General features: G+C 35.6%; 11 protein-coding genes and 1 tRNA gene. 7 read left to right on the plus strand and 5 right to left on the minus strand.

Features of this window, described 5'->3' with window-relative positions:
• Nucleotides 1-96: 96 nt before the first annotated feature.
• The 3 genes from ACKWBX_RS02800 (at nt 97) to ACKWBX_RS02810 (ending at nt 2,724) form a co-directional block, all read left to right on the plus strand.
• Nucleotides 97-825 carry a trypsin-like peptidase domain-containing protein gene (locus ACKWBX_RS02800; RefSeq protein WP_413967122.1) on the plus strand — a complete coding sequence of 243 codons (729 nt, stop codon included), beginning with the start codon at nt 97-99 and terminating at the stop codon, nt 823-825.
• A 152-nt stretch (nt 826-977) separates the two neighbouring features.
• Complete coding sequence (locus ACKWBX_RS02805) at nt 978-1,847, plus strand: DUF2911 domain-containing protein (RefSeq protein ID WP_413967123.1); 870 nt, start codon at nt 978-980, stop codon at nt 1,845-1,847.
• Between the two features lie 10 nt (nt 1,848-1,857).
• Nucleotides 1,858-2,724: a tetratricopeptide repeat protein gene (locus ACKWBX_RS02810; protein ID WP_413967124.1), complete on the plus strand. Its 867-nt coding sequence runs from the start codon at nt 1,858-1,860 to the stop codon at nt 2,722-2,724.
• Between the two features lie 545 nt (nt 2,725-3,269).
• Here the strand turns inward: ACKWBX_RS02810 and ACKWBX_RS02815 are convergent.
• On the minus strand, nt 3,270-5,675 hold the full coding sequence (locus ACKWBX_RS02815) for a TonB-dependent receptor (RefSeq protein ID WP_413967125.1): 2,406 nt from the start codon (nt 5,673-5,675) through the stop codon (nt 3,270-3,272).
• Nucleotides 5,676-5,892: 217 nt separating this feature from the next.
• Here ACKWBX_RS02815 and ACKWBX_RS02820 point away from each other — a divergent pair, with 217 nt between their 5' ends.
• The 4 genes from ACKWBX_RS02820 (at nt 5,893) to ACKWBX_RS02835 (ending at nt 9,717) form a co-directional block, all read left to right on the plus strand.
• Entirely contained in the window at nt 5,893-6,954 is a 1,062-nt protein-coding gene (locus ACKWBX_RS02820; protein ID WP_413967126.1) for a sensor histidine kinase, read from the plus strand.
• Nucleotides 6,951-7,661 carry a LytR/AlgR family response regulator transcription factor gene (locus tag ACKWBX_RS02825; RefSeq protein WP_413967127.1) on the plus strand — a complete coding sequence of 237 codons (711 nt, stop codon included), beginning with the start codon at nt 6,951-6,953 and terminating at the stop codon, nt 7,659-7,661. Before ACKWBX_RS02820 ends, ACKWBX_RS02825 begins: the two co-directional genes overlap by 4 nt.
• 203 nt (nt 7,662-7,864) lie before the next feature.
• Entirely contained in the window at nt 7,865-8,563 is a 699-nt protein-coding gene (locus ACKWBX_RS02830; RefSeq protein WP_413967128.1) for a hypothetical protein, read from the plus strand.
• A gap of 47 nt (nt 8,564-8,610) precedes the next feature.
• Nucleotides 8,611-9,717 carry an AraC family transcriptional regulator gene (locus ACKWBX_RS02835; protein ID WP_413967129.1) on the plus strand — a complete coding sequence of 369 codons (1,107 nt, stop codon included), beginning with the start codon at nt 8,611-8,613 and terminating at the stop codon, nt 9,715-9,717.
• 161 nt (nt 9,718-9,878) lie between these two features.
• Here the strand turns inward: ACKWBX_RS02835 and ACKWBX_RS02840 are convergent, their stop codons facing one another.
• From ACKWBX_RS02840 to trxA, 4 genes are all read right to left on the minus strand, one after another.
• Nucleotides 9,879-11,177, minus strand: a complete 1,299-nt coding sequence (locus ACKWBX_RS02840) for a site-specific integrase (RefSeq protein WP_413967130.1) — start codon at nt 11,175-11,177, stop codon at nt 9,879-9,881.
• Between the two features lie 199 nt (nt 11,178-11,376).
• Nucleotides 11,377-11,450, minus strand: a tRNA-Asp gene (locus ACKWBX_RS02845).
• Nucleotides 11,451-11,523: 73 nt separating this feature from the next.
• Nucleotides 11,524-12,453: a DUF58 domain-containing protein gene (locus ACKWBX_RS02850; RefSeq protein WP_413967131.1), complete on the minus strand. Its 930-nt coding sequence runs from the start codon at nt 12,451-12,453 to the stop codon at nt 11,524-11,526.
• Between the two features lie 72 nt (nt 12,454-12,525).
• Nucleotides 12,526-12,843: a thioredoxin gene (trxA, locus tag ACKWBX_RS02855; RefSeq protein WP_413967132.1), complete on the minus strand. Its 318-nt coding sequence runs from the start codon at nt 12,841-12,843 to the stop codon at nt 12,526-12,528.
• Nucleotides 12,844-12,957 lie beyond the last annotated feature (114 nt).

A 12,957-nucleotide genomic window follows, 5' to 3' on the forward strand; every position in this document is an offset into this window, starting at 1 on the left:
TCAATCTTCAGAAGAACTAAGTAAGTACTGGATATATATTAATTAGCAACCCAATACATTAAAATGACATTTACAGATATTTTGAAATTTAAGAATATGATAGTAGTAACAGTTATTACGTTAATACTAATAAGTTGTTCATCAACAAAAAAATTGAACAACACCCCTATTGCTCTAATAAATAATGTTTCTTATCAGGATTCGTCTTTTGACAATTCAAATGCATCGAACAGTTTCTTGGTTGCGCATGAGGGGAATACTTATGCTATCACCGCAAAGCATATTTTAATGATAGCTAAAACCGACGCTATGAAATTTGTTGATTTTGAAGGAGGTTTAAAACAATGGAAAATGCACCCGAAGAATGATAGCACAAAATTTATAGTTGCCGACAAACTATTGAATGCCAATAGAAAAGATTCTCTTACCTGGGATTATATGGATACTAACTGGGATACTTATGAAGATTGGTTGGTTTTCTCGGTGAAAGAAAACAAAACAGATTATACTCCTTTATCCTTTAGAAAAAAACCGCTAAAAAAAGGAGAACACCTGTACGCAATAGGCTGGACGTATAAAGATACGGTTGGTTCGCAGCGCATGTATGAATACAAATTCGATACCACGAAAGGAAATTTCCATAGTTTGATACAAATAAATGGTCCAAATAGTATGGGAGGCTTAAGCGGAGCACCCGTAGTGGACAACAAAGGAAAAATTGTCGGGTTGGTATCCTCTGGTGGAGAGGATGAAAACACAAAAGAAGTGTTGCTTCAAGCTACCGATATAAAAAACGCTTTTGAATTTATTTCCAACATGAAATAGAAGCAATCGTAAAATAACATAGAATTCGCAGGAAGCTTACAAGGTATCAGTGTGCTATAGTCCCTTAAAATTTAATTACAAAAGCTATTACATCTGTATATTTTACCAATATAACTTACTACAAAACAGTTTAGAATTAATAACATAGGAGCATGAAAGATTGTATAATATTATTACTTACGCTTTCCACCTTTGGGATGGTAGCTCAAACAGAATTCCCATCACTAAGTCCGTTGGGAAGTATTGAACAAAAAGTTGGGATTACCGAAATTTCAATAGCTTACGAGCGACCCATAGCAAGGGGCCGTACCATTTTTGGAGAACTTGTACCCTTTGGAACACTATGGCGAACAGGAGCTGGGAATGGCACAAAAATCAAATTTGATGATGCTGTAGTAATAGATGATACTGTAATACCGGCGGGACAGTATTCATTGTTCACCATTCCAAATAGACAAGAGTGGACCATAATTCTGAATAACGATGCAACTATTTATGGATTGGAAGGTTATGACGAAACCAAAAATGTAATTCGTTTTAAAACAAAAGCCAACATATCTAACAGGTATTATGAGTCATTTACCCTTGATATTGATTTAGTAGCCGCCAATGCAGAATTGAATATTTCTTGGGAAAATACCCGCGTGACTTTCCAAATCAAGACACAAACCGATAAGCGTCTGATGCAAATGGTCAAAGAAGAATACTTATCAGGTAAAGTCACGGATTCAGATTTACTTGCAACAGGAGCTGACTATTACTACTTCCTAAATACAGAATTGGAAACTGCCCTAAAGTTGATTAACAGAGCAATCGATTTAAGAAAAGTATCGTGGTATTACGACCTCAAAATCGATTTATTAACAAAGAGAAAACAGTACAAAGGAGCTTTGCAAACCCTTAAAACAGCAATAGATTATGTAAAGACTAATCCTGAAAATTGGACCGATGAACGGCAACTAAGGGTCTCAGAGGCTCATGCAATAAAAATGAAGGACTTATTGAGTAAAATTAAAAACTAAAATGTTAGATATGAGAAGTAAAAAGTATATGGTTGTATTGTTAGCAGCAGCCAATTTATTAAGTTGTCAAACCCAGAAAACAGATCGAGAAATTGAAGACGAGTTTGTTGAAAAATACGCTCCAAAAGATTTGAATACGCATGGGTTCACCCTCGCTGTAGATTCAAAAGTTCCCGAAGTACATCAACTTTTTAATGATCTGTCAGCAAACTTCTATTTCTATGGAGATAAGGACGAGTTTGAAAGGAAAGCTGCAAAAGTTCAGGAGTTAGATCCCAATTATCCAAGTGGATTTTTAATGGGAGGGTTTTATGAACAAGACCCAGAAAAATATAAAGAAAAAGTAACCAAAGCGTTTGAACTATCTAAAAAATCGAATCTAAAATCAGAACGAGATATCATGCAAGCGGAGTATTCTCTTTTAGTTGAAGAAGATTATGATAAAGCAAAAAAGTATTTTCAGAAAGTGGTAGATATGTATCCTGATAGCGCTGCTGCTATTTGGTCTTTAGGTATGGCATACTATTATAATGATGAATTGGATGAGGCATTTGAATGCTATAAAAAAAGTACCGAATTGATTCCCAATCTTCCTAAAGGGTATGAATTTATGTCTGCAGTACTTGCCTGGAAAGGAGATAAAGAAGGAGCATTAGAGTATTTGGAAAAGGCCAAAAAATATGGTGCAAATACTAAAAATGACATCTATTTTGCCGAGTTTGAACATATTGTTTATTACAACAATAAACTTTATGACAAAACAGTAAAGTCTATTGAAAAAGCTTTTACTTATGGGGAATATTTTAGGAATAGCGAAAGTCTAAAAAAAACCTACGAACTTTCAAAAAAGAAGCTAGATTCCCTACAGGCACTATAGCCTCAGAAATTGGTATAACAAGTTAAAAGAACATCTAAGCTATTTGGATGGTCTTTGTGTTTATTTTAAACTGAAAATAGGTGTAATTCTGATACTGATATTACTAATAGCCAGTTGTGTATCTTATCGAAACAGTTTTGGACGCAAGCGATTTATTTGCTGTAAGTTCACAATGAAACGAAATTCCAACAATGAGGTCTATAAATTCATTAACACGCCAAAAAATATATGAGCGAGTTTCTGTTTTAAGTATAAAGGTCAAGGACAGCACCTATTTAGAAACTGTTCAAGGCGGTGGGTTTATAAAAAATAGATTAAAGAAAAGTACTGATGAGTATTTAGAATTTTTGGAGATGAAGATAACAATGTGAAGTATGAGAAAGCGGATATACCTGTAGAATTTTTAATTTATACACCAGATTGGTAGCGCTTTTGAGCCACCTAATCAAAAAATCTAATTACATAAAAACTCCCTGCCCAAGGCATAATGCGATGAACAAGGAGCATCTTAAAAACACTAATCCAAATTCTTAAGAAGATATTCTCTACAAAAGTTTATCCGCCTTCTCATTTTTATCTCTTTTTTTACGCTTTATACTTTTATTTTTTCCACTACCTAAACGGTATGCCAAACCTAAATACACGGAACGGGAATCTGTTTTAAACTGTCCCTCCTGAATGATGGTTCTAAAGGTTTCAAAGGCAAAGCGCTGCGTTCTGAATATATCGTTGAAATTTAGACTTAGTGTTCCTTTACCTTTGGCAAAATTGTAGCGTGCACCGGCATTCATAAAGAAATTATCCTTTAAATCATATTGTAAAACACTTTGCCTTCCACTGTAAAACGTAAATAATTGAAAGGTGAGGTCCTTTGTGGCTTTAAAACTGTTATTCAGCTTAGTATTCATAAGCGTATTTTTCACTTCTACGCTTTCTCCCTCGATAAAACCTTTTTGGGTTCTAGAATACACATCAAAACTTCCGTTAAGGCTCCACCAATTGGTAGGCCGGTAACTTGCGGATAACTCCAAGCCATAGGCATCATTACTGTCAAAGTTATCGTAGTCAACAATCAAGACCGTAGGGTTGTCTTCATCAAAAAACCCTCGTCTGTTGATTTCGTCATTGATTCTTCTATAAAAACCGCCAAATGTGAAATTGCCTTTTTCGAGTTTTCTACTATAGTTGAGTTCTATGGAATTGGTAAATTGAGGCACCAAACTTGGGTTTCCCGAAAGAATGAGTTGAGGTGTGCTTAACTGCCGTATGGGGTTAATCTGATTTAAAGAAGGGCGGTCAATCCTTCGGCTAAAACTTACCTGATACGAGTTTTTACTTTCCTCACTAGGGCTATATTTTAAAAAGCCCGAAGGATAAATATTAAAAAGCTTATCGGTAAAATTAAATGGCGCCTCTGAAACTTCGTTGAATTGTGTATCTACATTATAATCTTCTAAGCGTATTCCGAGATTGTATTGCCATTTACCTAAACTTTGGCTAAAAGTGGTGTAAAAAGAATGGATATCACGGTCATATCTAAAATCTGAATTACTAAAATCAATCCGGTCAGTAGTATATGTGTTTTCTGTACGTCTCAAACGGGTTTCCAAGCCAATTTCTAAAGTTGCATTATCCGAAAGTGGATTCACATAATCCAGATTTATTGTGGTGTTGGTTCGGGTATCATCAATAAACTCATCATAGTTTGCCAAGGGTGTATTTTCAGTGAAATCAAAATCGTTATTGGTATCGCTTTTTAAGGTGTTATAATCAACTTCCAGTTCAATGGAATGGCCTTCTTTTGAAAAATCATGCTTAAAATCTACATTATAAGATGCATTTGTATTATCCCTATCGGTCAAATCAAATTGATTGAAATTGGCATCCGGAGTGTTTAAAAATGAAATGTTTCGCTCAGCATCTAAAATTGCATCAAAAAAATTCTGGTTGGTGTAGACAGATAAAGTGTTCTTATCATTGATATAATAATCAACTCCAAATTTGAACAAGTGCGATGTACGGTCCGCAACACTTAAAATATCTTGCCCTGTACGTTCTACGGTTCTGTTAATGAATCCGTTGGTCACTCCCTCTCCAAATCTGTTTCCATAGCTCCCGTAAAAATTCGCTTTTCCATTTCTATAGTTTAGGCTAAGGGAATTATTATATCGCGCACGTTCTCCATAGGTAAATCCAGTGTTTACAGAACCATTGAACCCTAAATTGGTATTCTTTTTTAGCGTGATATTAATGATTCCACTCATTCCCTCAGGATTATATTTTGCTGATGGATTGGTAATCAGTTCGATGGTTTTTATAGAGGTAGAAGGTATTTGTTGCAAAAGCTCACGAGAACTAATGTTAGTGGGTTTGCCATCTACGAGTACACGTACATTTTCATTACCCCGTAAAGACAAATCTCCATCTTGGGTAATACTGACCGATGGTATGTTCCCCATAATATCACTGGCAGATGCTCCAGCTGTAGTGAGGTCTTTACCAACATTGATAACTTTTCTATCAATTTTTTGTTCTATGGTAGAGCGTTCCGCCGTTACTTCGACAGCTTCCAATGCCACCGCATCTTCTTCAATACCTATAGCTCCTAAGCTTAGTTTTTTATGGTCTTTGTCTAGGGTTAGTGTTTGGGTCTCAGTCTTGTAGCCAATAAACTGGACTTCAAAATTATAGGTTCCAAATATGACATCTTCGATACTGAAACTACCATTTTCAGTAGTGATTCCGCCTGTAACGATGTTATTGCCCGATTTCAGAATAACATTGGCATATGGAATAGGTTCTTGTGTAGTTTTATCCAATACAGAACCTGAAATGGCTCCTTTTTGGGCAAAACTAGAAAAGGAGAACAATATGAAAATCGATATAAAAAGGAACTTTGAACTCTTTTTAGGGACTACTGAAAAATAAGAATTTGGAAAATGCTTCATCATGAAAAATTAAATTTTAGACGAAGCTAGAAGTAGAAATGGCACCTTTTTACCTGTGAGGTTACATTGCCAGTTAAGGATGTTAAATACCACACAAATGGGGCTGAATATTTTGGTCTACAAAAAGGAAGTTTTTAGCATCGCTTAAGTGCTATTCGTCGGTTATTTAAAAGAGCCCCTGAATAGATTTGTATCTTTAAATATTTAGAAGTAATAACCCATGTGGCAACGAGTGCAACATTTTTTGGAAATTTCAAAGTACAAGTACTTGGTATTTGCGATTTTGATTTTTGCTTTCTCCGCATCAACTTCAAGTTGGTATTACACAAGTACTTATGAATTGTCCGTAACTTTTAGTATCAGGGTAGCACTTCAAATTGCAATGGCTTTTGTTATTGTTGAGTTTTTAATCCCCAAACTTTTGAATAAAGGGAAAACAATCGCTTTTGTAGCAGGCGTTACATTGGTGCTCTTTTCATTCTATGCGATTTGTAACCTCATTTTTATTTACTTTTTTGAACCATCATTCCCGGCAACGTATGCGAATTATATCAAACGTTTTGAAGACCCTTCGTTTTTCGGTCGCTTTTTAAATTTCGGTGAATTTGTTTCCAAATCATTGTACCTGCTCTATCCTACTTTTCTGATTTTAGTATTAAAACTATATACGGAAAAGCAACAATTGCTAAAGTTGAACGAACAGAAGAAAACCGCAGAGCTTGCTGCATTAAAAAATCAATTGAATCCGCATTTTTTGTTCAATACGTTGAACAATTTATACGCGTTGGCCTTGAAGAAATCAGAGGATACTCCAAAAGTAATCCGAAAGCTGTCAGAAATTTTAGACTACATTTTATATCGCTGTAACGAATCTTATGTTTCTTTAGAAAAGGAAATTGAGCTCATTGAAAACTATTTGTCCTTAGAAAAAATGCGCTATGCGGATAGGGTAAAAATTGAATTCAGTAAAAATGTAACAGGTCAAGAAAGAATTGCCCCGCTGCTTTTGCTCACTTTTGTGGAAAATGCCTTCAAACATGGTGTTGCCAATGAGATACATCAGGCGCGTATAAATATCACCATTTCTAAAGAAGGAGAAGAGCTTCTTTTCAAAGTTGAAAATAGTAAGCCTACTGTTACCACGGAATCGGACAACAAAGAATCCATAGGGCTTCAAAATATAAAAAAGCAACTGGAACTTTTATATCCAAAAGCCTACGACCTCATTATTGAGAATGGGAAAAGCACGTTTTCGGCCAATCTTAAACTAGCAGTGGCATGAGTTACCGGTGTGTAATCATAGATGATGAACCATTGGCGAGGGAGTTACTTGAAGGCTACCTCGAGAAGATTCCAGATTTTGAACTCGTTGCTTCTTGCCCAAGCGCTATAGATGCAAGTGGAATTTTAAGCAAAAACAAGGTTGACCTTTTGTTTCTTGATATTGAAATGCCAGTACTAAAGGGTACAGATTTTTTTAAAAATCTGGTTCAAAAACCCGAAGTAATTTTTACCACCGCTTATCGAGATTATGCAATAGATGGTTTTGAATTGAACGCGCTGGATTATCTATTAAAGCCGATTTTCTTTGAACGCTTCTTTCAGGCAATTCAGAAATTTTTAAAACAGGTAGAAAAGACTGAATTGAGTAACTCCAATGATACTACCATAAATAAAAGCGACTACCTCTTTGTAAACAAAGCCAAAAAACAGATCAAGGTTGTTTTTGATACTATTTTGTATGCCGAAAGTTTAAAAGATTACATTAAAATACACTTTCAAGAAGAAGCGCCCTTAACCGTAAAAGAAAGTATCTCCGCTTTTGAAAAGCGATTGGATAATCGGTTTATTCGTTTGCACCGTTCCTATATTGTGAACAGCAAAAAAATTACCGCCTACACCAAAAATGATGTTGAAATCGGAAGAATGGAAATCCCGATTGGAAACAATTACAAAGACAATCTACTCCCCTTTTTAAATTCGATTTAATCTCAAAATCACACTTGATTATTCTTTGGTGAACGTGATTTTACATTCATGCTAACATGTACATATTTGGTCGAGAATCGCTGAAACACCCTTAAAATAAGAACGTATACCGTATGCGCACCTATACCAACTCGTTTTCTTTTGTGGGTTATGGAACGCATTCTACATTAGCCACATGAATTTTAAACTTAAAATTATTTAGTATGAAAAAATTAAAATGTACAGTAGTATTAGCAATCCTTTTTTGTGGTGGATTAATAGTAAACGCTCAAGAAAAAACGAAGAGATTGGAATTTAAAAAAGGTGAGGTGTTAGACATCCTTTTATTTACCGGAAAACCAGATTTTTCCAAATTATTCCCCAGATATAAAGAAACAGCATTTACATTCGCCCTTAAAACGGGATACCAACCGCAGCCTATCCTTTCCATTGTAGAAACTACACAAGGGGGCATACAACCAGGTTCCTTCGTTTTTGGTAAATGGACCGATTTGGCGAGCAGAAAAAAGTTCCTAAATGAAATAACTACTGTAGTACCAGATTTTCACGAACAAAGAAGAGCTATGTGGTCATCGTTCTACCTCGCCTATTACGAGATAAAAGAGGATACTTTTTTTGATTTAAATCCTGAAAAGGTACTTGTGGCGACCGCCTATTGGAAAGAGGATACTGGCACTTTTATGGACTTCAAAAAAAAATGGCTCAAAAAAGCTAAAAGCAAAGGCGGAAAAGTATTGTTGGAATTGAATGATTCAATGTCCTCTGTAGGTTACATGTATAAACCAGATTATATGGTATTGACAGAGTGGAATGATAGAGCGTCTTTTGATGCGTTCGCCAAAGAAAGTATGAAAATGGGCGACAAGGGAATCCGGAACGTAAACCAATTTATAATCAAATAAGCAGTAAAGCTGGTAAGTTAACTATGCTTGCCAGTTTATTTTAAAATATGCAAACACTTTTAAATCAGTTGGTCTACTTCGGCTTTTTTCAAAGCCTATTCTTATTAGGGGTTTATCTGTTTTCGGCAAAGAATCGAAAAAATGTAAATGGGTATATAGCGTTTTTGATTTTAGTTCTTTTTATAGGGTTGTTAGGTCGAGTATTATATATATCGAAGTTGTTTGGAGATAATTTCAGGTTAATCACTGTCTCTGAATTTGCTATTCTACTTTTTGGGTCAACCGTATTTCTTTTTACCAAATCATCACTTACCAATCAGCGTTTTAACGTTAAAGATTTAGTGCATTATATTCCTGCTATTGGCTACATTTTATTTGTGGTATTTTATTTTATGATACCCTCAGATGAAGTTATTGTTGCCAGAATACAACGAGGAGAATTATACGTCGTAGTTGATGTTTTAGTAGGGATTGGGCTTACGTTTAATTGTACCTATTGGTTTTTAAGTTTAAGACAGTTTTTAAAGTTTAGGAACAGCCTTAAAAATGAACTAAGCTATACGATAAAAACACAATTCTTTTTGAATTTTTTGATTGCCATCGGAATCTGTCTTTTGGTTTGGACAAGTATGTATTTCATCAGTCTTTTTGGGCCGGAAACCATAGAAAGAGAAGCGCGAAAATTCATTTGGTTAGGAATCGCTTTTATTATTCTTTTTATAGCCTATTATGGCATGATTGCACCAGAACTATATCGAATAGAATCATTGAATCTCCCACAGAAGTATAGCAAGTCTAAATTGAGCCATAAAGATTTAAATCAGTTGAAAACACAGCTAGAGCAAATGATGATGGCAAAAAAACCCTACTTGAACACCAAATTAATGAAGGCCGAACTCGCCACAATGCTAGGCATTAGCAACCCTGAATTAGCACGCCTTTTGAACGAACGCATTGGTATGAATTTCTTCGATTTTGTCAACTATTACAGGATAAAGGAGTTTATAGACTTGGCTAAAACCGATAAGGCAAAAGAACTAACATTTTTCGGATTGGCACAAGAAGCGGGTTTTAATTCTAAAACCACATTTAATAAGGCGTTTAGGAGTTTAATGGGTACTTCACCTTCTGGCTATTTCAACAAAGAACTATAGTTAATCATGTGTGACTTTCTATAAAAATTGATAGTTATTTTTTGTTAAATAAAACGGCGATTTCAAAGGACTGTATTGAAAGATTATGAAGCTTTTTTGTAGAAAGCCTCATTCGTGGTCTCTTTTAGTAGTTTCGTTAATTGACCTTTTATGGGACAACTTTAGTTATCAATGGTGCTTTCATTATTCGAAGCTGAAATCTCGTTCGTTTTTATCTTTTCTTTTAGTCGCCCCATTTCTTCTGCAATTTTGCTATCAAGAACCTTTGCATATATCTGAGTAGTCTTTAACGAACGATGGCCTAACATTTTACTAACTGTCGAAATTGATACTCCATTTGACAATGTCACTGTAGTTGCAAATGTATGGCGCGCTAAATGCGTAGTAAGATTTTTATTGATTCCACAGACATCCGCAATCTCTTTTAGATAGGCATTGGATTTCTGATTGGTCAATACTGGCAAAACGCCTTTTCCATCTAATACGTAAGGATGGTTACGATACTTAAGAATAATTTCTTCAGCTGGAGCCAATAATGGTATACTACTTATAGCCTTGGTTTTTTTTCTAGGCATTTTAATCCATCTATCCTCATTGACCCCTATTATAATATGCTCTTCTTTTAGTTGTTGCACATCCGAATAGGCTAGACCTGTGTAACAGCAGAAAACAAAAACATCCCTGACCAAATCAAGACGGGGCAAAAATGACTTCTTATCCCGTAGCGCATCCAATTCGGCTTGGGTCAGATATTGCTTTTCCTTTGTTTTCCAAGAAGCTTTCCAATGAAAGAAGGGGTCTTTGGTAATCCATTCGTTGGCCAAGGCAATACGCATAATCTTTTTAAAATTCACCACATATTTGATGGCCGTGTTGTGTTCGCAGTTTCTTTGCGACTTCAAAAAGAATTCCAATCCCGTAATAAACTTATGGTCGACCCTACGCACGGGAATATCGTTTCTATGGTAGTTTTGTATGATGTAAGCCGAGACGTGCTTATAAGCTGCCTTATAGCGTTGTAAAGTCCCTTTGGTAAAACCTTTACCCAACAGACTTTCAATCTCATCATTATGCTCTTGAAAGATTTCAAGAAGCATATACTCTTTGCCCTGTTTTCCCAGATAGATATTCTTTACGATGGTTGCTGAAATATCTTCTCGTTCTTTTAGCAACGAATCATAAATGTCGTAAAGCCTATTCTTGACATTATCCAGAAATCGATTGAAATTGGATACCTCTGTAGTTGTTCCTCTCAGCTTTCCGCCACGTGAATCCCACCGTTGTTCATCTATGCGACGACCTAAACTGAACTCACCACGCTTACCATTTATGGTTATACGTGCATATAGCATGACCATTCCGTCATCATTTCTTTCAGATTTTTTCGGGTAAAAAAGGATGCTCATCTTTCCATACATAGGTGCGGGTTTTAAATCCTCACCAGAAGGTACGAAAAACAAATGTTAAAATTTCGCTGTAAAGTTTTCTTTAACAGTCAATTACAGCGATTTAGGTGCGGGTTTTTGGAGGGGTAAAATACGCGCCGATTTCCGCACTTTTTATATGATATCATATGGTGACTTTTGATATTATTTAAAATTAAAAAGCCCGTAAATCATTGATTTACAGGCTTTTTGTTAAATTTTGAACAATTTTTAGCGGTCTGGACGGGACTCGAACCCGCGACCCCCTGCGTGACAGGCAGGTATTCTAACCAACTGAACTACCAGACCGTGGCGTTTAGCGTGTGCAAATATACGTTGCTATTCCAATTACGCAAACAATTTTCGTAAAATATCTTTGAACCTAAATGAATTTTTGCCGTTCTACCAGAAATGTATTTAGAATGATAGAAAAATCAGTGTGTATGTCCACATCAACATATTTAATGCGGTATTGCGCACATTTTAATTTTATAGCGTTAAGATATTCGGAAACACTCTTTTCATAGGCTTGCTTTATATTATCGGCATACAAATCTAAATGTTCCCCAGTTTCTACATCCAAGTAACGCTTAGGGGTATTTTCAAAGTTAAAATTCAATTCTTTCTCTTTGTCCAGTAAATGGAAAAGCACTACTTCGTGCTTATTATATTTTAAATGTCGGAGGGCCTCAAAAAGTTCTTCATCAGTTTTTTCGGTTTGAAACATATCGGTAAATAAAAAAATGAGACTGCGTCTTTTTATTTTTTCCGCGATCAGATGTAAATAGGTATAGGTCTCCGTTTTTTTTGTCGGATTCATTTCCAAACTTATTTCGGAAAGTTTGGCCAAAAGCATTTGAAAATGGCGTTCACTCCCTTTTTCAGGAGAATAATAGTTATAATTGTCGGAATACACGCTGAGCCCCACAGCATCCCTTTGTTTTTTTAATACGTTCATTAAAGCGGCGATAGCCAATACGGAAAATCCTATCTTATTTAGGTTGTTGAGGTTTAAATGTTCCACTTTCGGATAGTACATAGAGGCGGAATTGTCTAAGATCATATGACATCTCAGATTGGTCTCCTCCTCATATCTCTTAGTATATAATTTGTCCGTTTTGGCAAAAAGTTTCCAGTCTATGTGTTTGGTGCTTTCTCCGGTATTGTAGATTTTGTGCTCGGCAAACTCGGCGGAAAAACCATGGAACGGGCTTTTGTGGATTCCGCTAATAAATCCTTCAACAACTTGATTGGCCAAAAGTTCTAGATTTTGGAAAAGCGATGCTTTATTTAATTCCGATTGTAAATTCATTTGGTTTCAAAGGTAAAATAAAAAAAGCCCGGCATATGCCGAGCTTTTTTAAAATTGTATTAAAATGCATGCTTATAGCACGGCATCAATAGCATCCGTGTATACTTTTTTTGGAGAAACCCCTACTTGTCTATTTACAATTTCTCCACCTTTAAAAACCAATACGGTCGGGATATTGCGCACGCCATACTTAGCTGCAAATTCTTGATTGGCATCAACATCGACCTTACCAACAACGGCCTTGCCTTCATATTCGGAACTTACTTCGTCTATGATTGGACCGACCATTCTACAAGGACCGCACCATGCTGCCCAAAAATCAACTACTACAGGTTTATCGCTCTTTAAAACTACTTCGTCAAAAGTAGCATCCGTTATTTCTAATGCCATTATATTTACTTTAAATGATTATGCAAACTTAGTCAAATATTTCTCACGTTCCTTACTATTGCCATATTCATAATACCTATAACGGTATTGGGCATACTTATACTATTTTACTCG

Source organism: Maribacter algae, assembly GCF_047345745.1.
Lineage (GTDB): Bacteria > Bacteroidota > Bacteroidia > Flavobacteriales > Flavobacteriaceae > Maribacter.

Bases quoted from the DNA above. Each gene is read 5' to 3' on its own strand.
- ACKWBX_RS02825 (WP_413967127.1), top strand. From the start codon at position 6,951: ATGAGTTACCGGTGTGTAATCATAGATGATGAACCATTGGCGAGGGAG.
- ACKWBX_RS02815 (WP_413967125.1), bottom strand. From the start codon at position 5,675: ATGATGAAGCATTTTCCAAATTCTTATTTTTCAGTAGTCCCTAAAAAG.
- trxA (WP_413967132.1), bottom strand. From the start codon at position 12,843: ATGGCATTAGAAATAACGGATGCTACTTTTGACGAAGTAGTTTTAAAG.
- ACKWBX_RS02830 (WP_413967128.1), top strand. From the start codon at position 7,865: ATGAAAAAATTAAAATGTACAGTAGTATTAGCAATCCTTTTTTGTGGT.
- ACKWBX_RS02805 (WP_413967123.1), top strand. From the start codon at position 978: ATGAAAGATTGTATAATATTATTACTTACGCTTTCCACCTTTGGGATG.
- ACKWBX_RS02820 (WP_413967126.1), top strand. From the start codon at position 5,893: ATGTGGCAACGAGTGCAACATTTTTTGGAAATTTCAAAGTACAAGTAC.
- ACKWBX_RS02800 (WP_413967122.1), top strand. From the start codon at position 97: ATGATAGTAGTAACAGTTATTACGTTAATACTAATAAGTTGTTCATCA.
- ACKWBX_RS02810 (WP_413967124.1), top strand. From the start codon at position 1,858: ATGAGAAGTAAAAAGTATATGGTTGTATTGTTAGCAGCAGCCAATTTA.
- ACKWBX_RS02850 (WP_413967131.1), bottom strand. From the start codon at position 12,453: ATGAATTTACAATCGGAATTAAATAAAGCATCGCTTTTCCAAAATCTA.
- ACKWBX_RS02835 (WP_413967129.1), top strand. From the start codon at position 8,611: ATGCAAACACTTTTAAATCAGTTGGTCTACTTCGGCTTTTTTCAAAGC.